This window comes from Streptomyces alboniger (genome assembly GCF_008704395.1).
In the GTDB taxonomy this organism is placed as follows: Bacteria; Actinomycetota; Actinomycetes; order Streptomycetales; family Streptomycetaceae; genus Streptomyces; species Streptomyces alboniger.
In genome coordinates, this window is sequence record NZ_CP023695.1 from 7,728,386 (window position 1) to 7,753,135 (window position 24,750).

Annotated in this window: 10 protein-coding genes; 9 read left to right on the forward strand and 1 reads right to left on the reverse strand. The window is 72.0% G+C overall.

Annotation, left to right across the window (positions count from 1 at the left end):
• The first annotated feature begins 107 nt into the window (after positions 1 to 107).
• The 3 genes from CP975_RS33795 (at position 108) to CP975_RS33805 (ending at position 5,178) form a co-directional block, all read left to right on the forward strand.
• The gene (locus tag CP975_RS33795; protein WP_150477696.1) at positions 108 to 1,712 is read left to right on the forward strand and encodes an amino acid adenylation domain-containing protein; all 1,605 of its coding nucleotides are present in this window, start codon (positions 108 to 110) and stop codon (positions 1,710 to 1,712) included.
• Positions 1,713 to 1,737: 25 nt separating this feature from the next.
• Positions 1,738 to 3,546 carry a 2-isopropylmalate synthase gene (locus tag CP975_RS33800; RefSeq protein WP_150477697.1) on the forward strand — a complete coding sequence of 603 codons (1,809 nt, stop codon included), beginning with the start codon at positions 1,738 to 1,740 and terminating at the stop codon, positions 3,544 to 3,546.
• 129 nt (positions 3,547 to 3,675) lie between these two features.
• Positions 3,676 to 5,178 (forward strand): M28 family metallopeptidase, encoded by a 1,503-nt coding sequence (locus CP975_RS33805; protein ID WP_150477698.1) that lies wholly within the window; start codon positions 3,676 to 3,678, stop codon positions 5,176 to 5,178.
• Positions 5,179 to 5,270: 92 nt separating this feature from the next.
• On the opposite strand, the gene CP975_RS33810 is transcribed toward CP975_RS33805, so the two are convergent.
• Positions 5,271 to 5,687, reverse strand: a complete 417-nt coding sequence (locus CP975_RS33810) for a hypothetical protein (protein ID WP_150477699.1) — start codon at positions 5,685 to 5,687, stop codon at positions 5,271 to 5,273.
• A 364-nt stretch (positions 5,688 to 6,051) separates the two neighbouring features.
• Here CP975_RS33810 and CP975_RS33815 point away from each other — a divergent pair, with 364 nt between their 5' ends.
• The 6 genes from CP975_RS33815 (at position 6,052) to CP975_RS33840 (ending at position 24,684) form a co-directional block, all read left to right on the forward strand.
• Positions 6,052 to 7,971, forward strand: a complete 1,920-nt coding sequence (locus CP975_RS33815) for a RiPP maturation radical SAM C-methyltransferase (protein WP_281292899.1) — start codon at positions 6,052 to 6,054, stop codon at positions 7,969 to 7,971.
• Positions 7,968 to 8,912 carry a TauD/TfdA family dioxygenase gene (locus tag CP975_RS33820; RefSeq protein WP_055531983.1) on the forward strand — a complete coding sequence of 315 codons (945 nt, stop codon included), beginning with the start codon at positions 7,968 to 7,970 and terminating at the stop codon, positions 8,910 to 8,912. Before CP975_RS33815 ends, CP975_RS33820 begins: the two co-directional genes overlap by 4 nt.
• A gap of 22 nt (positions 8,913 to 8,934) precedes the next feature.
• Entirely contained in the window at positions 8,935 to 10,254 is a 1,320-nt protein-coding gene (locus CP975_RS33825; RefSeq protein ID WP_070321238.1) for an MFS transporter, read from the forward strand.
• Positions 10,255 to 10,388: 134 nt separating this feature from the next.
• Positions 10,389 to 13,787, forward strand: coding sequence for a non-ribosomal peptide synthetase (locus CP975_RS33830; protein ID WP_055531986.1), 3,399 nt, complete (start codon positions 10,389 to 10,391; stop codon positions 13,785 to 13,787).
• A complete protein-coding gene (locus tag CP975_RS33835) occupies positions 13,784 to 20,746 on the forward strand; it encodes a non-ribosomal peptide synthetase (RefSeq protein WP_055531988.1) in 6,963 nt (2,320 codons plus the stop codon). The genes CP975_RS33830 and CP975_RS33835 overlap by 4 nt, the downstream gene beginning before the upstream one ends.
• Positions 20,743 to 24,684, forward strand: coding sequence for a non-ribosomal peptide synthetase (locus tag CP975_RS33840; protein ID WP_055531990.1), 3,942 nt, complete (start codon positions 20,743 to 20,745; stop codon positions 24,682 to 24,684). Before CP975_RS33835 ends, CP975_RS33840 begins: the two co-directional genes overlap by 4 nt.
• Positions 24,685 to 24,750: the final 66 nt, after the last annotated feature.

A 24,750-nucleotide genomic window follows, 5' to 3' on the forward strand; every position in this document is an offset into this window, starting at 1 on the left:
CCCCGAGAGCGGGGTGCGTACCCCCTTGTGTACCCCTCAGCTCCGCTGCCACTGCCCTCCGTCCCTCGCCGTACCGCCCGGAAGCCGCGAAGAACAGGACGTCTCCGATGGAACCCGCCACTCTCGTCGACCTTTTCGCCGTCAGCGCCGAACGCCACCCCGAGCGCATCGCGCTGGATGTGCGGGACACCGCGCTCACCTACCGGCAACTGGACACCGCGGCAGCCCGGATGGCCGCCGTCATGGCCCGGCAACTGCCGCACCGCCCGGCCAGGATCGGACTGCTCTCGGCCCGCAGTCTCACCACGTACGTCGGCTACCTGGCCGCGCTCCGCCTCGGCGCGGCCGTCGTCCCGCTCAACCCGTCCTTCCCGGCCGGCCGGCTCCGCGCCATCGCCGACATGACGGATCTGGACCTGATCCTGGTCGACGAGCACGCCGCGGCACGGGCCGGTGAACTGGCCGCCACCGAGAGCGCGGAGGGGACGGACGGGCGGGAGCTGCCTCCTTTCGTCACCTGCACCGACGCCGAGGCGGCCCGCGCGGGAGCGGACGGCGAGGACGGCGTACCGTCGGCCCCCGCCGTGCGGGTGTCGCCGGAGGACGTCGCGTACATCCTCTACACCTCCGGTTCCACGGGCCGGCCCCGAGGTGTGCCGATCCGGCATGCGCGCGTCGTGCCGACACTGCGCTGGCTGGTCGAGTACAACGCCTTCACCCCCGAGTCCCGGGTCTCGCAGAACGTGGAGATCTCCTTCGACGTCGCGGTCTTCGAACTCTTCGCCGCCTGGGCAAGCGGCGGCGCCCTGGTGGTGCCCCGGCCCAACGACGTCGTACGGCCGGCGCCCTACGTGAACGCCAAGCGGGTCACGCACTGGTTCTGCGTTCCCTCGGTCGGCGGCATCGCCGCCCGCACCGGAGCGCTGGCACCGGACTCGATGCCGTCGCTGAAGGCCGTCATGTTCGGTGGCGAGCGGCTGCTCGCCGAACAGGCCGAGCAGTGGGCCGCGGCGGCGCCCGGGGCACGGCTGTGGAACCTGTACGGCCCGACGGAGGTCGCCATCGTCTGCTCGGGGCAGGACCTCGGCGCGAAGGGGGCGCTGCTCGCGGCGGGCGCCAACGGGACCCTGCCGATCGGAGAGGTACCACCGCACCTGGAGCATGTGATCCTCGACGACGGCGGTGAGCCCGCGGAGACGGGCGAGCTGTGTGTCCGGGGCGTCCAGCGCTTCGACGGCTACCTCGACCCCGCCGACGACGTGGGCCGTTTCGTGGAGTGGAGCCCGGGGCGTGCGGCCGTGGTCCACGACGGCACGGCGCCGCTGACCCGGGACCTCTGGTACCGCACCGGCGACCGGGTCGGCCGGGAGAACGGCGCCCTGGTCCACCTGGGCCGCCTCGACCACCAGGTCAAACTGCGCGGCCACCGCATCGAGCTGGGCGAGGTCGACGCGGCCCTGGCCCGGCACCCCGCCGTGCGCGACGCGGTCGCGGTGGTGCAGGAGCACGAGAGCGATGCCGAGTTGGTCGCCTATTACACGGGCGAGACGGTCCCGCAGAGCGACCTGACCGCGTTCCTGCGCGCCCGGCTGCCCGTCTACATGATTCCGAGGCGGTTCACGCATCTGCAAAAGCTGCCGCTCAACGCCAACGGCAAGGTGGACCGCACCGCTTTCGAGGCCGGACCGCACTCCGCGGTGCCGGCCGGCTGAGAACCGGATTCCAGGGAGACATGACATGACCGCAACCCCGTCGCCCCTGCCCGTCCCACCCCGGATCACCACGCCCGCGGGACCGCGCGGAGCGGATCAGCCGTGGTGGAACACCCAGCTGGGCTCGGCCATGCCCTTCGCCCGCTACGAGCGGTCCGGCACACGGCGTCCGCGTCCGCTTCCGCTGACGGACCGCACCTGGCCCTCGAAGTCCTTGGTCAGGGCCCCGCTGTGGGCGTCGGTGGACCTCAGGGACGGCAACCAGGCGCTGCGCGACCCGATGGACACAAGACGGAAGAGAGCGATGTTCGACCTGCTCGTCCGCATGGGCTTCAAGGACATCGAGGTCGGATACCCCTCGGCCAGCGAAGCGGACTTCTCGTTCGTCCGCACGCTGATCGAGGAGGACCTCATCCCGGACGACGTGACGATATCCGTCTTCGCACCGGCCAGGCCCGAACTGATCGACCGGACCTTCGAGGCCATCGACGGGGTGGACCGGGCGGTGGTGCATCTGTGCCACGCCACCGCCTGCCTGTGGCGCGAGGTGGTCTTCGCGATGACCCCCGGCGAGGTCGAGGAGATGGCGGTCCGGGCAGCGGAGCACGTCGCCCGGCGCACGGACGCCACCAAGGGAACCCGGCTGCGTTTCCAGTACTCACCGGAGACGTTCAACGTGACGGAGCCGGAGTTCGTCCTGCGCCTGTCGAACACCGTCGCCGCGCTGTGGGACGCGAGTCCGGACCGCCCGGTCACCCTCAATCTGCCGACCACGGTGGAGACCGACTCCCCCCACGTGTTCGCCGACCAGGTCGAGTGGATGCACCGCAACCTGCACAACCGGCGGTCGGTCATCCTCTCCGTCCATCCGCACAACGACCGCGGCACCGCGGTCGCCTCCGCGGAACTGGCCGTCATGGCGGGCGCCGAGCGGATCGAGGGCACGCTCTTCGGCAACGGGGAACGCACGGGCAACGTCTGTCTCGCGACACTGGCGCTGAACCTCTTCAGCCAGGGAGTCGACCCCCAGCTGGACTTCTCGGACATCGACGGGATCCGCCGCACGGTCGAGTTCGCCAACCAGCTACCGGTGCCGCCCCGTCACCCGTACGCCGGCGACCTCGTCCACACGGCCTTCTCCGGCACGCACCAGGACGCCATAGCCAAGGGCCTGGCCGCGATGGGACGCCGAGCCGCCGAAGCGGACACGCCCGCCGCCGCGGTGCCCTGGGACGTCCCGTACCTGCCCATCGATCCGAGGGACGTGGGCCGGACGTACGAGTCCGTCGTGCGGGTCAACAGCCAGTCCGGCAGGGGCGGGGTGGCGCATGTGCTCAACACCGCGTACGGGCTGGACCTGCCGCGCACGATGCGGGTGGAGTTCGGCCGCCGTGTCCAGCGTGCCGCGGACCACGGCGGCGGCGAACTCACCTCGCACGAACTGCACGCCCTCTTCACCGAGGAGTACCTGGAGTTCGACCGGCCGCGGCTCATGCTCAAGGAGTTCCGGACGACGCCCGGCGCCGCCGGTGTCACCCTCGCCGCCCTGGTCGTCCTCGCGGACGGCGCGGAGCGGCGCCTGGCCGCCGACGGACCGGACGCGGCCACCGCCTTCGCCGCGGCCCTGGCGGACATCGGCATCACCGTGCGGCGACCGGAACTGACCTGCCACCCGCTGCCCGACACCGTCGGCACCCGCTTCGCCGCGTACGCGCGGGTCACCGTCGACGGCACGGCCCAGCACGGCGCCGCCGTTACCGAGGACGCGGAACTGGCCCGGTTGACGGCGGTGACCTCCGCGGTCAACCGGGCGGTTGAGCACCGCGTTCCATGACAGCTACGTGAAAACGCTGTCGAGGTCCCGGCAGATCCGTCTGATCTGCGAATTAATCGGGTTATGGTCCCTCCACTGCTCGCCGGTGATCACCGGCGCCACGCACCGACCACGCAAGGAAGGACCTCCGTGCGCGTACTCCGCAACCGGACGACGGCCTCTCTGCTCTCCGCCGTCGTCGCCGCCCCCGTCCTGTTCGCCGCGGCGTCCCCCGCGGGCGCGCAGGACGCCGCCCGGCCCGACGGGCACCGGACCGCACCGGCCGACAAGGCCCAGCGGCTGGCCGCGAAACTGGTGAAGAAGTCCACCGGCAAGAGCGCCTACCGCCACCTGGAGAAGCTCCAGCAGATAGCCGACGCCCACGGCGGCAACCGCGCCGCGGGCACCCCGGGCCACCAGGCCTCCACCAGGTACGTGTACGACCGGCTGAAGAAGGCCGGCTACAAGGTCACGTACCAGAACTTCACCCTGTACAAGTCGCGGACGCTGCGGGAGAGCGCCAGTGTCCTTTCCCCTGAGCCGCGCAAGCTGAACGCCCGGGCGTTCGCCTTCAGCAAGTCCACGCCCCAAGGCGGCCTCCAGGCCCCCGTCGCCGCGGCCCGCGTCGACACCACCCCCGGCTGCGAGGCCGACGACTACACCTCGGACACCTTCACCGGGAAGATCGCGCTGGTGAAGCGCGGTGCCTGCACCTTCGCCGAGAAGGAGGCCGCCGCGACCAAGGCGGGCGCCGTGGGCATCGTGGTCTACAACCACTCCGGCGACCAGCCCGTCGAGGGCGACCTGGAGCACCCCCGGAACGCGCACATCCCTGCCGTCGGCATCACCAAGGCCGAGGGCGAGAAGCTCGCCGGGCAGGTCGCCGGGGGAGAGGTGAGACTCTCCCTGGACGTCGCCACCAAGACCGACTCGCACAAGACCCGCAACGTCATCGCGGAGACCCGCGGCGGCCGCGCCGACCGCGTGGTCGCGCTCGGCGCCCACCTGGACTCCGTACCCGAGGGCCCGGGCATCAACGACAACGGCTCCGGCTCGGCCGGTCTCATCGAAGTCGCCGAGAAGCTCGCCAAGGAAACCAAGGGCGGCAAGAAGCTCGCCCACAAGGTCCGGTTCGGCTGGTGGTCGGCCGAGGAGGTGGGCCTGCTCGGCTCGGACCACTACGTGAAGTCCCTGAGCGCACAGCAGAAGAAGAACATCAAGCTCTACCTGAACTTCGACATGATCGCCTCGCCCAACGCGGCCGAATTCGTCTACGACGGCGACGACTCAGACAAGACGGGCGCAGGGGCGGGCCCCGCCGGTTCGGCCCAGATCGAGAAGCTGATCAACGGCTTCCTGGACAAGAAGAAGGTGCCGCACTGGGGCACCGACTTCGACGGCCGCTCCGACTACGGCCCGTTCATCGATGCCGGTATCCCGGCCGGTGGCACCTTCACCGGCGCCGAGGGCCTCAAGACCGCGGAGCAGGCCGCGAAGGCGGGCGGCGAGGCAGGCCGACCCTACGACCCGAACTACCACGCCAAGGGCGACGACATCACCAACATCAACCGTAAGGCGTTCGACCTGAACATCGATGCCATCGCGAACGCGGTCGGCACGTACGCGCAGGACCTGAGCTCGCTCAGGCACTGACCTCCGGGGCCCGCTCCGGGATCCAGCAAGGCACCAAGGAGCCCCCTGGCGCCGCCGGAAGGCGGGGTACCAGGGGGCTCAGTCATGACCGTTCAGAGGACTCCGCGCGTGGCACGGGTGAGGGGGCCCTGGCCGCGCCTCACGTTGGCGCCTCCCAGCGCGTAGGCACCGGCCAGCATGGCGACGGCACCACTGCCGACGCCCACCGCGATCGCCTTGCGGTTCTTGAGCACCGTCCATGTCGTCGTCGCCGCTTGCAGCGTCTTCCCCGGCACGGCGGAAAGCAGCTCGCCTCCCGCCTTCGCCTTTTCACTGAGCGCCGCGCCCACAGACGTCGCGCCTTCCCCCGCCTCGGCGACCGATGACTTGACGCCACGGGCTGCGGAGCCGGTCTTGGCGGTGGCTCCGGAAGCAGTCTTGGACGCGGAACGGGCCGTGCCTCCTGCGGTCTTGGCCGTCGTGGTCTTGTCACCTACAGGGCTGGTTCCGTTTTTCGTCGATTCACTCATGCCCTCCGTCTGACCCCGTCTCACCGTTCGAAACAAACACGTACCCGTCCCAGGTCCTGATCGGGCGGCTGGGCAGGTACGGGCAGTTGACCTTGCGGTTGGTGGCCGGATCATTCGCTCGCCCCGACCGCGTCGTCCCGCGTGAGCACCGGCCGCCACGCCCGCGGGATCTTCGGCGAACACACGTCGGACCACTGAGAACGCATCTGTGCGGCAGCAGGAAAAGAACCCGAGCCCATCCGGGCCCGCCCGCGTCCGTCGGAATCCCCGTTGGCCTGAACCTCTCTGCCGATTCAAGCCATGGCGCACTAGACTCGGACCGAATTATCAACGGGGGAGGCCGCAGTTGTTGCGTGTCGCTTTAGTGAACATGCCATTCGCCGACTGGAATCGTCCGTCATTCGCCCTGGGGCAGTTGTCGACCCTTATTCACCGGGAGTTCGACGACCGGGCGCGAGCGCACGTGTGCTATCTCAACCAGGACATGGCCGAGTTCTTCGGGATACGTCTGTACGAGGCCCTCTCCATGAGTCACGATCACGTGGACACAGGGATCGGGGAGTGGCTGTTCCGGCACATCGCCTTTCCCGGTGAGGCCGACACCGCCGCCGAGTACTTTCAGCGCTACTACCGGGGTGCCAGGTGGGCCGACTTCCGTGCGCAGATCCTGTCGGCGCGTGACGGACTGCGGGAGTTCTGCGAGGAACTGATCGACCGCTACCGGCTTGACGAGGCAGACATCGTGGGGTTCAGCTCGATGTTCGCCCAGCATGTTCCGAGTATCGCCCTGGCGCGGCTGATCAAGGAGCGCAGCCCGCAGACGCTCGTCGTGCTCGGCGGGGCGAACTGCGAGGCACCCATGGGTTCGGTGATCGCCGAGCATGTGCCGACCGTCGACTTCGTCTTCTCCGGGCCCGCGCTGAACACCTTCGGTGAATTCGTGCAGTGTGTCCTCGACGAGGATCTGGAGCGTGCCGATACCGTTCCGGGAATCCTTTCCGAGCGGAACTGCCGAGATCCGCGCTTCCGCAAGGCCATCGGGGCGGAACGCGACATCGACGACTTCTTCCTGCCCGACTACGACAGTTTCTTCGAGGCACTGGACGGTCATCCGGAACTGCGGCGTACGGGTACCAGCAAACCCATGCTGTTCTTCGAGACGTCCCGCGGCTGCTGGTGGGGACAGCGTTCGCACTGCACCTTCTGCGGGCTGAACGGCGAGAGCATGGCGTTTCGGGCCATGGCTCCGGACCTGGCAGTCCGGCAGTTCGAATGGCTCTTCGGCTTCGCGCCCGCCTACACGTCGCTCTTTTGCACGGACAATGTCATGCCACGCAATTACTCGCGTGAGGTCTTTCCCCGGCTCGATCCGCCGCCGGGGGCCGAGATCTTCTACGAGGTGAAGCTCCCGCTGAGCCGCCAGGACCTGCGCGCCATGACGGACGCGGGCGTCACCGTCGTCCAGCCCGGCATCGAGGCGCTGGCCTCCTCGACGCTCAAACTGATGGGCAAGGGCACCACCGCGTTCCAGAACCTGCAGTTCCTCAAGAACTGCGAGGAGTTCGGGATCAAGCCCGAGTGGAACCTGCTGATCGGCTTCCCCGGCGAGGACCCGGCGGTCTACCGCAAGTACACCGAGGAGCTGCGCGACTTCGTCCACCTGGTGCCGCCGCACGGCGTGTACATGGTGCGCTTCGACCGCTTCAGCCCCTACTTCAAGCGGAGCGACGAGTACGGGCTCGCCCTGAAGCCCGTGGACTACTACTCCCTCACGTATCCCTTCGACGAGTCGGCGCTGGCCGATCTCGCGTACTTCTTCGCCGACCAGAACCTGGCGCCGTACATGCTCGACGCGGTCGAGTGGCACGACGAGTTGAGCGGGCTGGTCACCCAGTGGCGTGCGGCCTGGTACGGGGAGGACGGAGCGGCCCGCCGCGAGCTGCGGCTGGTCGCCGATGACGACGGCCGGCTCACGGTCCGCGACTCCCGTTCCGGGGCTCTGCGGACGCACCCGGTCGACGCGGTGACGGGCCGGCTGCTGCGGCGGCTGTCCTCTCCGGCCAAGCCCGAGCAACTGGCCCGGGACTGGCCGGAGGGGCCGGACGACCTGCGGCAACGCCTGGACACCCTCACCGAACAGCGTTTCCTCTTCGCGGAGAACGGCCGGGTGATGAGCCTGGTGCTGACCGGAGCGGACGGCGAGATCGAGGAACCCGCCCGGGAAGAGCCCGCAACGGTCGGCTCCCGGCGGCTGCTGCCGCTGCTGTCGGAAGCACCGCGATGACGGACGAGACCAGCCCGATGCTCCCGCTGGTCGTCGAGGGGCACGGCGAGTCGGCCGTGGAACGGCTGCCCGCCCGACGGGACGAACTCCGGACCGCGCTGCGCGAACGCGGTGCGCTGCTGCTGCGCGGCTTTGACGTCCAAGGCGCCGACGGCTTCGCGGACATCGTCCGCATGCTCTCCGGCGAGCCGCTGCCGTACACCGAGCGTTCCTCCCCCCGGAGCGTGATCAAGGGAAACGTCTACACGTCCACCGACTATCCGCCCGGCGAAGAGATCTTCCTGCACAACGAGAACTCGTACCAGGCGAGTTGGCCGCTGACCCTCTACTTCCACTGTGTGCGCCCGCCGCTGAGCCGGGGCGCCACCCCGCTGGCCGACACCAGGCGGGTGCTGGCCGCCATCGACGACGAGGTGCGCCAGGAGTTCGCCCGGCGCGGCTGGACGGTCGTACGCAACTACGGCGACCTGGTCGGCCTGCCGTGGCAGGAGGCGTTCGCCACCGAGGATCGCGCGGAGGTCGAGCGGTACTGCCGGGAGCGGGGCATCGAGGCGCAGTGGCTGCCCGGCGGCGGGCTCCGCACCCGGGCGGCACGGGAGGCCGTGCACCGGCATCCGGTGACCGGCGAGCCGGTGTGGTTCAACCACGCGACGATCTTCCACGCCACCACGCTGCCGGCGTCGGTGCGGATCGGGCTGCTGGAGATGCTGGGCGAGGAGAACCTCCCCAGCCAGACCTACTACGGCGACGGCGGACCGATCCCGGACGCCGTCATGGACCATCTCCGGGCCTGCTACCGAGCCGCGGCGACCCGCTTCGACTACCGTGCGGACGACGTCCTGGTGATCGACAACATGCTGGTCTCGCACGGCCGCGAGCCGTTCACGGGGCCCCGCCGGATCGCGGTCGCCATGGCGGAGCCGTACACCCCCCACCGCTAGCCCCAGGACGGAAGACCCTCGTATGTTCGCGCGTTCGCTCCGGTCCAACCGGGACTTCTCCGTCTTCTGGGCGGTCCAGGCGCTGTCCGAGGTCGGCAACGCGTTCTCGCTGGTGGCGCTTCCGCTGCTGGTGCTGCACACCACCGGGTCGGCGGCACAGATGGGGCTGCTCACGGCCGTCGCGGGCGCCACCGCGCTGCTCACCGGTCTGGTGGGCGGCTCCTGGGCCGACCGCTTCGACCGGCGGCGGCTGCTGATGCTGTGCGACGCCGCCCGGCTGGTCCTGTACGGCGCGATCCCGGTCTGCTGGGCCCTGAACCCGCAGATCTGGCTGCTGTACGTGGTCATGGCGCTGGCGTCGGTCTTCGAGACGTTGTTCCGGATCACTTATGTCACCGCTGTGCCGAACCTCGTCGACAAGGAGCAGATCGTCGCGGCGAACGGCCGGCTGGAGGCGACCAACGCGATCGCCTACATCGCGGGCCCGGCGCTGGCCGGTGTGGTGGCCGGATTGTTCGGGCCCACGGCCGCGGTCGCCATCAACGCGGGCAGCTTCGGGATCTCTCTCGTGGGCTTGGCCTTCATCAGGCTCAGGCCCAGCGTGCGCTCGCCGGGCGACGAGGCGGAGAACACCGCGGCCTGGGCCCAGGACCTGCGCTCCGGGTTCCTGGTCGGCGCCGCGTTCCTGTGGCGCACGCCGGTGCTGAGGGCCCTCACCATGCTGCTGACCGTCACCACCTTCCTCAGCCTGGGCATGACCGACGTCTTCATCTACCACCTGCGGCACGGCCTCGGGCAGGACGAGCGCACGGTGGGCTACGTCCTCGCGCTGGCCGGGCTCGGCACCTGCGTGGCCGCCGCCGCGACCGCATGGCTGCGCCGCTCCTGGGGGTTCGGCCCCTGCTGGCTCGGCGCGATGAGCCTGTGCTCGGTGTCGGTGCTGGTGCTGGGCGTCACCGGGCAGGTGCCTGTGGCGGCCCTGACGATCTGTCTCTACTCCTTCGGCATGGCACTGGCGGGCGTCTGCTCGATGTCCCTGCGGCAGCAGGTCACGCCGGACCATCTGCTCGGCCGGGTCACCTCCGCGTTCTGGACGATCCACGGCAGCCTCGCGCCCCTCGGCGCGGCTCTGCTCACCGCCCTGGTCGGCCGGCTCGGGACAGGCGGGCCGCTGACCGCGGTGGCGGTGGTCTTCCTGGCCGTGGTGGTGGCCGCCGCCTTCACTCCCATTCGACAGCGCCGGCCGGAGCAGACCGCCTTACCGCTCCCGCCCACACAGCCCGCTGACGCGCCGCTACCACGAGAGGAGAGTCACGGGGATGACGCCGAAGCCCGACGATGACAGCCGCCAATACACGACTGGCGGACAGGACGGACGGAACGGATAGGACACACCGGTGGGGAGGGCGCCGACCGGGCGGGCCGACTACCGGTCCGCCACCGCGCCCGCCGTACCGCGAACCAGGGAAGGCCATCGTGCACGACGACCTGGAAAAACGACCGACGCCCCGCTCGGCGGGGGCGCCCCGGCTGCCGCTCTCCCACAGCCGGAAAAGACTGTGGTACCTGGACCGGATCGCCGTCGCCGCCCCGGTCCACCACGTGTCCGCCGCCACTCTCATCGAGGGCCCGCTGGACGCCGGACGACTGGCGTCCGCCCTGCGGGACCCCGTCTCCCGCCACGAGCTGCTCCGCAGTACCTTCGACGACCGCGGGGACGGGCCACTCCGCACCGTCCGTGCGACGGCCGAGGTGCCGCTGCGGCGACTGGACCTCACGGGAGGATCCGCGTCGGGGACGGACGCCCGGGGCGTATCCGAGCCCGAGGCGGAACTGCGCCGCGTACTGGCCGAGGAGAGCGCCGGGCCCTTCGCCCTCGACCGCGGGCCCGCGCTGCGCGCCACCCTGGTGCGCACCGGCGAGGAGCGGCACGTGCTGCTGCTCACCGCGCACCGCATCATCGCCGACCGGGCCTCCCTCACTGTGCTGGAGCATGAATTGGCCTGCTCCTACGCGGCATTGGGCGGGAGCCCGGTGCAGGACCTGCTCCCGCTCCCGCTCCCGCACGCGGACCGGCCGAGCCTGGACCGGCCGGCCCCGGACTGGGAGCGGGAAACCCGGGACGAGGAGGTGGCGTACTGGAAACGGAAGTTGGCGGATCTTCCCCCGCTCGACCTGCCGCTCGACCGGACCCGGCCGAGGACACCGACCGGCCGTGCGACGGGCCGAGGGCTGCTCCTCGACACCCGATGTGCCGAGGCCCTGCGACAGCTCGCCCGCGAGGAAGGCGTATCGGCGTGGACGGTGTCGGCGGCCGCCTTCGCCGTGCTGCTGGCGCGCTGGACGGGTCGGCACGACGTGGTGTTCGGCACGCCCCTGGACCGCCGTCCGCCCACGTCCGCGCGGACGGCATTCGGGCCTTACGAGGATCTGCTTCCGTTGCGGGTCGATCTGACGGGCCGTCCCTCCTTACGGGAAGCGGTGCGTCGCGTCGCACACACCCGGGACGAGGCGGAGCGGCACGCCGGCGTCGCCTTCGGGCAGCTCGTTCAACTCTGCGAGCAGGAGCGGGACGTGAGCCGCCACCCGCTCTGTCAGGCGGTCTTCGCCGTGACGGGGGAGCGGCGTACGGGCTTCACCGCGGCGGGGCTCACCACGTCCCAGCTCACCCTGGACGACGCGACCGTCCCCTACGACCTCCGGTGCACGGTGACTGATGACGGTGACGATGGCGACGGGCGGGGCGGTCTCGGGGCCGAGCTGCGCCTCGCGTCCGACCTGTGGGTGCCGGAGTCGGCCGACCGCGTGGCGAGCGCCTTCCGCGCCCTGCTCACCGCCCTCGCCGAGACCCCCGACCGGCGGATCGCGGAGATTCCACTGCTGTCGCCCGAGGACCGGGTCCGGCTCGACGCCTGGAACGCCACCGACCGTCCCCTGCCCGAACCGGCCACGGTGGACGGCCTGTTCCTCGCCTGCGCGGAACGCGCCCCGCAAGCTCTCGCCCTCACCGACCGCACCGGATCCTGGACGTACGCGCAGCTGCGGGGGCGGGCCGACCGTGTCGCACGGAACCTGATCGCGGGCGGCGTCACCCCGGACTCCGTCGTCGCCCTGCACATGCGACGCTCCGCCGGCCTGGTCACAGGCATGCTCGGCGTGCTCCTGGCCGGCGGCGCCCCCCTCGTCCTCGACCCCGGCCACCCCGAGGAACGACTGCGGTCCATGGCCGACGACGCCGACATCTCGGCCGTCCTCAGCCGCGCCGAACCCCCCGCCTGGCTGCACGGCCTGGGCGTACCGGTACTGCGGCTCACCGACGCGGAACACGACAGGCCTGTGGCCCAAGGCCGGGAACCGGAACACGTCAGGCCCTGCCCCGTCGGCCCGCCTCCGCGGTCCCGTTCCCACCCCCTCGGCCTGGCCGCGGTGGTGCACACCTCCGGGTCGACCGGGCGGCCCAAGGCTGTCGGGATACCCCATCGGGCCGTCGTGCGGCTGATCACCGCGACCGACTACGTGTCCATCGGCCCCGGCGACGTACTCCTGCACCTGGGTGACCCGGCCTTCGACATCACCGCCTTCGAGGTGTGGGGTGCGCTGTGCAACGGCGCCCGAGTGGACGTGCTCCCCGGCGACGAACCCCTCGGACCCGACGAGGTGCTCACCGCACTGCGCGAACTGCGGCCGACGATCGTCGCCCTCACCGGCACTCTCTTCAACCGGGTGGCCGACATCGATCCGAGGGCCTTCGGCGGGCTGCGCCACCTGTTCGTCGTCGGAGAGGTGATGGACCCCCGCCGCACCCGCGCGGTGCTGCACGGCGGCGCGCCGCCCGAGCGCCTGCACAACGGGTACGGCCCGAGCGAGAACGCGACGTTCTCCACGACCCACCTGGTGGACCGGCTGCCCGAGGACGCCCCGAGCGTGCCCATCGGCTCCGCGCTCACCAACACCACGCTGCACGTGCTGGACCAGGAGCTGGGCCCCGTGCCGATCGGGGTGACCGGCGAGTTGTACGTCGGTGGTATTGGGGTCGCCCGGGGTTACCTGGGCCGCCCGGGCCGCACTGCCGAGCGCTTCCTGCCGGATCCGTTCGCCTCCCGGCCAGGGGCGCTGATGTACCGCACCGGAGACCTGGTGCGAAGGCTGCCGGACGGTGCGTTGGACTTCCTCGGCCGGGCCGACCAGCAGGTGAAGATCCGTGGCTACCGCATCGAGCCGGGAGAGGTCGAGGCGGCGCTGCTGGACCGCGACGACGTGCGCGAATGCGTCGTACGGGCGGTCGACGTCGCAGGGGACCGGCGGCTCGTCGCCTACGTCGTCCCCGGGCCGGGGCGCCGACCGTCCCCGCCGGAGCTGCTGGGCGGGCTGCGCGACCGGCTGCCGTCGCACATGGTGCCCGGCCATGTCGTCATGCTCGACGAACTGCCCACGACACCCAGCGGGAAGATCGACGGACGGGCGCTGCCCGGCATCGCCGAGGGCGCGGGCAACCCGCCGGGCACCGACACCGTGCCGCCTAGGACGGCGACGGAGCGTGCCCTGTGGGAGATCTGGGCGGATGCTCTGCGCGTGCGGTCCTTCGGGGTGCACGACAGCTTCTTCCTCATCGGCGGTCACTCGCTGCTGGCCTCGGTGGTGCGCACCTCGGTCCGCGCACGACTCGGGGTGACCCTGCCGTTGCGCACCCTGTTCGACGTGCCGACCCTGGCCGGCCTCGCCGTCGAGGTCGAGCGGGCCGCCGACGAGGCGGCGGCCGCAGCGGTGTCCGCGCGAGCGGATGACGGCTCGGAACAACTCGACGGCCTGGTGGCCGAATTGGAGCGGCTCGCCGAGTCCCGGCGCGCCGAGGAACGAGCGGGGGGATCCGCATGACGCGCACCACCGAGACGGCCGACGCGATCGACGCGGACCTGCGGGGCAGGATCGAACGCCTCCCCGCCGGGCAGCGGGCCCTGCTGCGCCAGCGCCTGTGGGAGCGGGGCGCCCCGACCGGACTGCCCGCCCTGGACGACGACGGGGAGGCCCCCGCGTCCTTCACCCAGCGCCGGATGGCGTTCCTGTCCGGGCTGGATCCGGACAGCCCGGCCTACCACAGCCCCGTCGTGCACCGCCTCACCGGACCGCTGGACGACACCGCCCTCGAAGCCGCCCTCAACGACCTGCTGCGCCACCACGCCGTCCTGCGCACGGTCCTTCCGGTCCGGGACGGCCGTACCGTGCAGCGGGTCCTGCCGCACCGGCATCGCGCGCTGCCCGTCGTCGACCTGTCCGCGCTTCCCGTGCACGACCGGCGGTCGGAGGCCGAGCAACTCGCGCGGGCGGACGCCGAGGAGCGGTTCGACCTGGCCGAGGGGCCGCTGCTGCGGTTCCGGCTGCTCCGCCTCGCCACCGACGACGCGGTGCTGGTGCTCACCTTCCACCACGCGGTCATCGACGGCTGGTCAGTGGACGTCTTCCTGAGCCACCTGGGCACCGCGTACGGGGCGCGCCTGGACGGGCAGGCGCCCGAACTGCCCGCCCACACGGTGGAGTACGCCGAGTACGCCCACTGGCAGCACGAGTGGGCCGAAGGCGCCGAGGCCGCCGCCCAGTTGGACTACTGGGAACGTCGACTGGCCGGAGCCCCGGACCCGATGCCACTGCCGGCCGACCGCCCCCGGCCCGAGCACCCCGAGGGGCGCGCCGAGTCCACGGTGTTCACCGTTCCCGCACCGGTGACCGAAGAGTTGCGCAAGATCTCCGCGCGCACCGGCGGCACCCTGTTCATGGTGCTGCTCGCGGCGTTCCAGATCGTGCTCGCCCGCTACGGCGGCCACGACGACGTGGTGGTCGGCACCCCCGTCGCCAACCGGCGCTACCGCGGCTTCCACGATCTGGTCGGCTTCTTCGCCAACTCGGTCCCGCTGCGCTCACGGGTCGCACCGGAGGCGTCCTTCGAGGACTTCCTCGCCGAGGTCCGTACGACGTGCCTGGAGGCGTACGAGAACCAGGACGTGCCCCTCGACCTGGTCGCCCGGCGGCTGCACCCGGAGCGCAGCCCCGGCAGGAACCCGATCTACCAGGTCAACTTCACCCTGCACAACACGCCACCGCGTCCGGTTCGCACCCTGCCGGGCGGGATCGGTCTCATCCCACTGGACCACCTGGACCACGACGCCGCCCGCTTCGACCTCGACCTGAACGTCTGGGAGACCGACACCGGACTGGAGGGCCGGCTCATCCACGCCACGGACCTGTTCGACACGGCGACCGGCGAACGGCTCGCCCGATCGCTGGGTGTCCTGCTCGACGCCGTGGCCGCCACCCCTGACACACGGATCGGCGAGCTGCCGCTGCTGACGGCCTCGGAGCGCGAGCAGATCCTGCGCGAGGGCCATGGCGTGGCCGCCGACCGCCCCCAGGACACGCGCGTGGACCGGCTCATCGCCGAGCGGGCACGCACCACCCCCGACGCGGTGGCCGTGTCGGCGCCGGGCCGCACCGACCTGACCTTCCGAGACCTCGACCACCGTGCCAACGGCCTCGCCCACCGGCTGCGCGGCCTCGGCGCCGGTCCCGGCCGTGTGGTCGCGGTGCTGCTGCCCCGCACGCCCGAGGCGCTGGTCGTGCTGCTCGCCGTGCTGAAGAGCGGCGCCGCGTACGTGGCGCTCGACCCGGCCTATCCGAAGGCCCGGCGCGATCACATGCTGCACGACAGCGGGGCCGTCCTGCTGGTCACCGACGCACGACCGCGGGACCCGGCGGTCCTTGCCGTCCCGGACATCCCGACCGTCGTGGTGAACCCGGACAAGGTGGCCGAGGAGGCGACCGGGGCCCCGCCGGAAGGTGACGGCGGGCCCGACGACCTGATGTACCTGATGTACACCTCCGGCTCGACCGGCGGGCCCAAGGGCGCCATGCTCTCCCACCGCCAGGTCGCCAACTACCTGCTGTGGGCGGTGGAGACGTACCTGCCGCCCGAGGTGGACGGCGCCGTCCCCGTGCACTCCTCGCTCTCCTTCGATCTGACCGTGACGAGCCTCTTCGCCCCCCTGCTGGCCGGCCGGCGCCTGCTGCTCGCCGACGACTCCGGCACACCCGGCGAGGCCCTGCGCGCCTCGGCCGAGGCGGACACCGGCCTCGCCTTCGTCAAGCTCACTCCTTCGCACCTGCGGATGCTCGAGGGCTCCACGGCGCCCGCCCGTGCCGGAGCGTGGACCCGCACCCTGGTCGTCGGCGGTGAGGAGCTGCACGAGGAGCAGCTCGCGGCCTGGCGCACGGGCACCGGAGCGCCCCGGATCGTCAACGAGTACGGCCCGACGGAGACCGCCGTGGCCTGCGCCGCGTACGACAGCGCGCACCCGGTCGGCGGCTTCGGCCGCGTGCCGATCGGCAGGCCCGTGCACCACGCGCGGCTGTACGTGCTCGACGAGGCGATGAACCCGGTGCCACCGGGAGCGCCCGGAGAGCTGTACGTCGGCGGGGCGGGCGTCTGCCACGGCTACTGGAACCGCCCCGGCCTGACGGCGGAGCGCTTCGTCCCCGACCCCTTCGGCGCCGAGCCGGGCGGACGCCTGTACCGGACCGGTGACCGGGTGCGCCGGACGGCCGCCGGAGACCTCGAATACCTGGGCCGCCTCGACGACCAGGTGAAGATACGCGGTCACCGGGTCGAACCGAGGGAAGTGGCCGCCGAGCTGACCCGGGACCCGGCGGTCCGGGAGGCCGCCGTGATCGTGCACGGCCCCACCTCCGAGTCCCGGCAGCTGGTCGCCTTCGTCAGCCCCGACACCGGCGTCGGCGCACCGGCGGACGCGGCGGCCGAGGCGGACTGGGTGAGCCGATGGCAGACGCTGTACGACAACACGTACGACAGCGCGGAGCGCCCCGCCGACCCGTCGTTCGACCTGGCCGGCTGGAACAGCAGCTACACCGGCGGGCCGATCGACGCCGACGCGATGCGCGAGTGGCTCGACGCCACGGTCGACCGGATACGCGCGTTGCGGCCGAAGCGGGCCCTGGAGATCGGCTGCGGCACCGGCCTGATCCTCACCCGGGTCGCCCCCGACTGCGACTTCTACCAGGTCGTGGACCTGTCCGAGCAGGTCGTCGAACGGCTGCGGCGGGAGATCGGCACCACCGTCGCACCCGAGCGGATCGGGCTGCGGGCCGACCCCGCCCATCTCGCGATCCGCCCGGGCGAGACGTACGACACCGTGATCCTGAATTCCGTGGTCCAGTACTTCCCGTCCGTGGACTACCTGTTGGCGGTCCTGGAGCGGGCGATCGACGCGCTGCCCCTCGGCGGCCGGGTGTTCCTCGGCGACCTGCGCAACCTCGCCCTCCTGGACGCCTTCCACGCCTCCGTCGCCGCCCACCGCGCGAAGCCGGGCACCGCCGACGCCGTCCTGCGTGCCGAGACCACCTGGCGCGTGGAGAACGAGAACGAACTCTGCCTGGACCCCCGCCTCTTCGGCGCACTGAGCGCACGGTGGCCGCGGATCGGCTCGGTCAAGGTCCTGCCGAAGCGGGGAACGGCCGACAACGAACTGACGCGGTACCGCTACGACGTCGTGCTCACCGTCACCGGCGAGCGCACGGCGGACGAAGACCCCGAGGCCGGGCCGGCCGGGTCAGCGCCGGGGCGGGACTGGCAGGCGGAGGGCCTGGACACCGACGGCCTGGACGCGCTGCTCGGCGCCGGACGCCCCGACCGGCTCATCCTGCGCGGCATCCCCAACGCCCGGCTGACGGGGGACCTGCGGCTGCTGGCCCGGCTCTCCGGCGCGGCGCCGGACACGGTACGGCCGGGCGCCGACCCGGAGGAGCTGTGCCGCCTGGCCGCGAGCCACGGGTACGAAGCCGAACCGAGCTGGGCCGAGGGACGGCCCGACGGCTCCTACGACCTGCTGCTGCACCGCCGGGGAACACCGCCGACGGCACTGCCGCCGGTCGTCACCTCCACGGAGCCGCACCGGCTCGCCACCGCGCCGCTGTGGCGCCCCGCGGCTCTCGCCGCGCTGCCCGGGATCGAGTGCCGCCTCGCCGAACGCCTGCCCGGCCCCCTGCTCCCCGCCCGCTACGTCGTGCTGCGCCGGATCCCGCTCAACGCCAACGGCAAGGTCGACCGCGCCGCGCTCACGGACCTGCTCCTGATTACCGAGGACGACACCGGGGGCCACGGGGAGCGGCCGGAGGCCGAACTCACCCCCACGCAACGGCGGATTGCCGCCATCTGGAGCGAACTGCTCGGCCGCGACGGCATCCGCGCCGAGGACGACTTCTTCGACCTCGGCGGACACTCCCTGCTCACCTTCCGGCTCGTGTTCCGGCTGCGGGAGGAGTTCGAGGTGGAGGTGCCGATCCGCGGACCGTTCGACGCCTCGACACTCGGCGCACTGGCCGCCCTCGTCGACGGCCTGGTCACCGAGAAGAACCGGCCCGTGCTGCCCGCGCTGGCCCCCGCCGAACGGGACGGGGCCGTACCGGCCTCCTTCGCCCAGGAACGCCTCTGGTTCCTCCACCAGATGGACCCGGACACCGCCCAGTACAACTTCCCCGTCCTCGTCCGCCTCACGGGCGAACTCGACGTCGCCCTGCTGCGCCGGTCGTTGGCGGAGATCGTACGGCGGCACGAGGTGCTCAGGACCGTGCTCACCGCTCGTGACGGGCAGCCGTTCCAGACCGTACTGCCCGCCGCGCCGCCCGCGCTCCCGCTCACCGACCTGACCTCCTACCCGCCGGAGCAGCGGGAACAGGAGGCGCGACGGCTGGCCAGGGAGCAGTACGCCGAGCCCTTCGACCTGGCCACCGGGCCCGTACTGCGGGCCCGGCTGCTCCGACTGGACACGGCCGACCACGTGCTGCTGCTGACCGCCCATCATGTGACGGTGGACGGCTGGTCCGCCGCCGTCCTGCTGGACGAACTCGCCGAGCTGTACACCGCGGGCCGCGAGCACCGAGCACCCCGCCTGCCCGAACTGCCCGTGCAGTACGCGGACTACGCGGTCTGGCAGCGCAGGCTCGCCGAGGCCGGCCACTTCGACCGACTGGTGGATCACTGGACGGCACGTTTGAGGGGCATCCTCGACCTGCCGGGGCTGCCCCTGGACCGGCCGCGCCCGGCGCACCCCGAGAACCGGGGCGAGAGCCTGCGCTTCCGCATCCCGGCCCCGGCCACGGACGGGATGCGCGCGCTGTGCCGGGAGGAGGACAGCACCCTGTTCATGGCGCTGCTCGCCGCCCTGTACGCGGTGGTGAACCGGCGGACCGGGGAGACCGATCTCGTGGTGGGCTCGGACGTCGCCGGCCGCTCCGACAGCAGGACCGAGCCGCTGATCGGCTTCTTCGTCAACCAGATCGTGCTGCGCGCCGACCTCGCCGGCGCCCCCACCTGGCGCGAACTCCTGGGCCGCACCAAGGACGTGGCGCTGGACGCCTACGCGCACCAGGACCTGCCGTTCGAGGAGGTCGTCAAGGCCCTCAGCCCGCCCCGCACCCGCAACCAGAGCCCGCTCTTCCAGATCAAACTGGTGCTCAACAACAACCGGCGGGCCACCGACGCCATGGCCGGCCTGCGGCTGAGCCCCTTCGCGGTCGACCTCATCGACACCAGCCGCTTCGACGTCACCCTCGTCCTGGAGGAGGACGACGACGGGATCGCCGGGTTCCTCAACTACGACCCCGACCTCTTCGACGCGTCGACCATGGAGGAACTGCGCGAGCAGTACGTCGCCCTGGTCGCGGACATGGCCGCCCGGCCGGACACCTCGATCGCCGAAGCACCCCTGCCCACCACGGCGCCCACAGCCCGTCCCGCGCCGGGCAGGGCCGGGCGTCGCGGCCCCGGCGCCCTGCGCGCAATCAAGCCCACCAAGGTCACCGTGGACGCGGACGAGGTGGTCGTACGGGAACCGCTGCGGGACGGCGCCGACCTGCCGCTCGTGCTGCTCCCGGCCCGCCCGGACGTCGACCTGGTGACCTGGGCCCGCTCCCACCGCACCCGGCTCGACACCGATCTGGAACGGCACGGCGCCCTGCTTTTCCGGGGCTTCGCCGTCACCGACCCGGGCACCCTGGAACGCTTCGCCTCCGTGTTCGTCGACGACCTCTTCGGCGAGAACGGCGAGCACCCGCGCGCCGCACTCGGCGGCAACGTCTACACACCGGTGTTCTTCCCGCCCGAGGAGAAGCTGCTCTGGCACAACGAGAACTCCTTCAACGACGAGGGCCCGGCCCGCATCTGGTTCTGCTGCACCCGCCCGGCCGACTCCGGCGGCGAGACACCCCTGGTCGACAGCCGCGCCGTCCACCGCAGGCTGGACCCGGCGCTGCGCGAGGAGTTCACCGCCAAGGGTGTCATGTACGTCCGCAACTACGGCACCGGACTCGGCCTCGACTGGCGGGACGTCTTCCGGACCGTGGACCGGGCCGAGGCCGAGGCCCGCTGCGCCCGACAGGGACTGCGCTACGAGTGGCACGGCGACCGGTTGCGCACCACCGCCGTACGGCCCGCCGTGCTGCGCCATCCACGCACCGGCGAGTGGTCCTGGTTCAACCAGGCACAGCACTGGCACACCGCCTGCCTCTCCGCGGAGGTACGGGAGTCGCTGCTGTCCACCATGGCCCCGGAGGAACTCCCGCGCAGCTGCCGGTTCGGCGACGGCACCGAGATACCCGACGAGGCGATGCGCGACATCCTGCGGGCCTACCGGGAGCTGGAGGTCTCCTTCCCCTGGGAACGCGGTGACGTGCTGCTGCTGGACAACATCCTCACCGCCCATGCCCGCAACCCCTTCCGCGGCGAGCGCGAACTCCTCGTCGCCATGGGCGACATGGTGAGGTACCAGTGACCGCGGAGGCGGAGCGGGTACGGCGCGTGGAGGGGTTCCGGCTGTCGTTCCGCCAGCGGCGGCTGTGGGAGCTCGCGGAACGCGGCGTGCCGTCCTGGGCGCAGGTGCTCGTCACCCTCGACGGCGAGCTGGACACGGACCGGCTCACGGCCGCGCTGCACGACACGGTGGCCCGCCACGAGATTCTCCGCTCGGTGTACCAGCGGGTGCCGGGCGCCCGCGACGCGCTGCTCGTCGTCCACGAAGCGGACCGTCCGGGCCCACGCTGGTCCCACGCCGAGCTGGGCCACCTGGACGAGACGGCGCGCCGCCGCAGGATCGACGAGGAGGCCCACGCCCGGCGGAAGCAACCGCACGGCGGGCCGGACGACCCGGTGCTGCGGGCCGCCCTCTTCGCCCTCGGCCCCCGCCGCCACGCGCTGCTGCTCACCACGACCGCCCTGGCCGCGGACGGGCACACGCTGAGGCTGCTCGCCGACGAGCTGGCCGAGCGGTACGCGGGCACACCGCCCACCGACGAGGTGCTCCAGTACAGCCAGTTCGCCGAGTGGCAGCACCAGGAATTCAGCGAGGAACCACCCCACCACGCACCGGGCGGACCCACCTCACGGCTGTCCTTGCCGCTGCGTCGGCCTCCCGGCCCCGGCCGGCCGGAGCGCCGTACCGCCACCGCGCCCCTGCCGGACGCCGTCACGACGGCCGTCCACCACTACGCGCGGCGGCGGCGCGTGCGGGCGGGGGCCGTGCTGCTCGCCTGCTGGCAGGCGCTGCTGGCCAGAATCGGCGGACAGCCCGACATCACCGTCGACACGCTGCTCAGCGGCCGGGAGTTCGAGGAGACGGCCACCGCCCTCGGCCACTTCGCCCAGTGGGCGGAGATCCCCGCGCGGATCGACCCCGGACTGGTCCTCGACGCCCTCGCCGCCCGCGCGGAACGCGCCCTGTCCGACGCAGAGGAGGCCCAGCCGGACACCCCGCCCTCCGGTGCCGCGGAGCAGACGGAGCGCGACATCGGCTTCCGCTGCGTCGACACCCCGGCCCCACGGAGCGCCGACGGCGTCGCCTTCGCCGTGGCCTGGGACGACGTCGAGACCGAGCCCCACGCCCTCCGCCTGACCTGCTCCCTGGGCGCGACGGAAGGCCGTACGACCTGGCACTACGACGGCCGGCAGTTCGACGACGCCTATGTCCGGACGCTCGCCGACCAGTACGCCGTACTCCTCGCCGAGCTGCTGGCCGCACCCGCCACCCCCGTGCGCGAGGCGAGCCTGCCTCCCGCGGCCGGCGCCGCCCAGCCACAGGCCCGTCACCCGGAGCCGGCGGACGGCCGGTGTCTGCACGGCCTCGTCGAGCGGCAGGCCCGACGGACCCCGGACGCCCTCGCCGTCGTGGCCGGAACCGACCGGCTGACCTTCCGGGAACTCGACACGCGGGCGGACCGGTGGAGCGGCGTGCTGCGCGCCCGGGGCGTCCGCGTGGAAACCCCCGTGGCGGTGCGGGCGGCCCCCTCGGCCGCGCTGGTCGTCGCCCTGCTGGCCGTGCTCAAGGCCGGAGGGACGTATGTGCCGCTCGATCCGCTGCTCCCGCCCCTGCGGACCCGGGAACTGCTGGAGCGGGCCGGATGCCGCATGCTGCTCACCGACCGCCCGGACGAGGTGGTGGCGGCCGAGGGCGTCACGTGCGTCGACCTGCGCGACCCGCCACCCGCCGGTACGGGCGCGGGAGCCGAACCCGGACCGTCGTGCGAGGCGGGCCCGGACCACCTCGCGTACATCATGTTCACCTCCGGCTCCTCCGGGACACCGAAGGGGGTGATGCTGCCGCACCGGGCCGTGTGCGACTACCTGCTGTGGAGCGCTCGAACGTACGTCGCTACGGGCGCCGTTCGCGACGGCGGAGAGGGCGAGCACCAGGGCGACGGCGCGGAGGGCCGGGGCGGAGCGATGGCGCACTCCTCGATCGGCTTCGACCTCACCGTGACGAGTCTGTTCCTGCCGCTCATCACAGGTCGTCCCGTCCTCCTCGACCCCGCCTGGCGGGACGCCCTCGCCCTCTCCGCGGACCTGACCGACCGGACCGGCCTGGACCTGCTCAAGCTGACCCCGTCGCACCTGAAGGTCGTCAACCAGTCCGTGGAACCCAGCGACCTCGCGGGCACCACCGGCTCCCTCGTCCTCGGCGGTGAGGCCCTAGACAGGAGCGCGGTCGCCACCTGGACGACACACGCACCGGGGACGAGGATCTTCAACGAGTACGGGCCGACCGAGACCGCCGTCGGCGTGTGCGTGCACGAGGTGGGCGCGCACGACGGCCCCGGCCCCGTCCCCATCGGCCGGCCCATGGACCACGCCGAGGTGCTCGTCCTGGACGAGCACCTCACCCCCGTGCCGGTGGGCGTGCCGGGTGAGATCTACATCGGCGGCACCAGCCTCGCCCGCGGATATCTGGGCGCCCCTGCCACCACCGCCGAACGGTTCGTACCCCACCCCTTCCCACCGGAACCCGGCCGCCGTCTGTACCGCTCGGGCGACCTCGCCTGCGTCGGCCCGGACGGCCTGATCCGGTACCTGGGGCGGGCGGACGACCAGATCAAGGTCAACGGAGTGCGGGCGGAGCCCGAGGAGATCCGCGCCGCGCTGCTGCGGAGCCCTGGCGTGCGGGACGCCGCCGTCGTCCTGGTCACGGACGAGGAGTACGGCGACCATCTGGCCGCCTGTGTCGTCACCGACGACGTCCACACCACGACGACGCGGGCCCTGCACGCCCACCTGGCCGAGCGGCTGCCGGCCCCACTGGTGCCGAGAACGTACGCCAGGTCCGATGCGATACCCCTCACATCGAACGGCAAGGTGGACCAGGCCGCGGTGCGAACCCTCGTCCAGGCCGACAGCACCGGCTCCCCGGTCGCTTCGGCGGGCGGGGTCGGCACACCACCGGCCGACCGGGTGGAGGCCGCCGTGGCCAGGGTCTTCGAGGAGCTGCTCGGCGTCGCCCCCGTCGGCGCGGACGACGACTTCTTCACACTCGGCGGCCACTCCCTGCTGGCCGTACGGCTGATCGCACGGCTCAACGGGGAGTTCCACGCCGAGCTACCGGTCCCCGTGCTCTTCTCGGAACCGGAGACGGTGCCGGTACCGGGTCCGGATCATGAGGTGGGGCGGCCCGCGAGGGCGGCCACGCCGAAGCACCTGGCCCGGCTGCTCAAGGCGCGTAACGCCGACCGGCACACGCTCCCGGACGACGTCGTGCTACTGAGGCCCGGAAGCGAGGACACCACCCCTCTGTTCTGCGTCCACCCGGCAGGCGGCGAGGCCATCGGCTTCCGCCATCTCGCCGCCTGCCCCGAGCTGCGCGGCCCGCTGTACGCCCTCCAGACATCGGCGGACGGCGCCGACCACGAGGACCGGAGCGTCGAGGCGCTAGCCGCCCGCTATCTGGCGGCCGTACGCACGGTGGCGCCGACCGGCCCGTATCTGCTGCTGGGCTGGTCCATGGGCGGGCTTGTGGCCTTCGAAATGGCCCGGCTGCTCGAACTGCGGGGTGAGCGCGCGGAGATGCTCTTCCTCGTCGAGAGCTACCTCTGCGCACAGCTCCCGGAGTTCGACGAGGACGACGAGGGGGAGGAGCCAGGTCCCATAGCGGCGGAGGCGGAGATGAGCGCCGCCGAGCTGCTCAGGCTGGACCTCCGACGGCGCACCAACCGCGCCCATCTGCGGGCCGCCCGGGCCTACCGCCCGTCGCGGTACGCCGGCCCGGTCGCACTCGTCCAGGCCGACAAACAAGAGGCGGACTTCCGGCGCGCCGCGCTCCGCTCCTGGTCCGCTTTCTGTGCCCCGGCCCGGCTGACCCACCACGTCCTGGAAGGAGACCACCTGACCTTGTTCGAGCCGCCGTACGTGACAGAACTCGCCGGCCTGATCGACCGTATGACGCGGTAGTCCCCAGAGGTAGGACCGTGGGACTGACCGGTATTCCGACCGGTAGTCGGCCCGGTATTCGACCTG

Bases quoted from the DNA above. Each gene is read 5' to 3' on its own strand.
- CP975_RS33800 (WP_150477697.1), top strand. From the start codon at position 1,738: ATGACCGCAACCCCGTCGCCCCTGCCCGTCCCACCCCGGATCACCACG.
- CP975_RS33795 (WP_150477696.1), top strand. From the start codon at position 108: ATGGAACCCGCCACTCTCGTCGACCTTTTCGCCGTCAGCGCCGAACGC.
- CP975_RS33810 (WP_150477699.1), bottom strand. From the start codon at position 5,687: ATGAGTGAATCGACGAAAAACGGAACCAGCCCTGTAGGTGACAAGACC.
- CP975_RS33820 (WP_055531983.1), top strand. From the start codon at position 7,968: ATGACGGACGAGACCAGCCCGATGCTCCCGCTGGTCGTCGAGGGGCAC.
- CP975_RS33825 (WP_070321238.1), top strand. From the start codon at position 8,935: ATGTTCGCGCGTTCGCTCCGGTCCAACCGGGACTTCTCCGTCTTCTGG.
- CP975_RS33835 (WP_055531988.1), top strand. From the start codon at position 13,784: ATGACGCGCACCACCGAGACGGCCGACGCGATCGACGCGGACCTGCGG.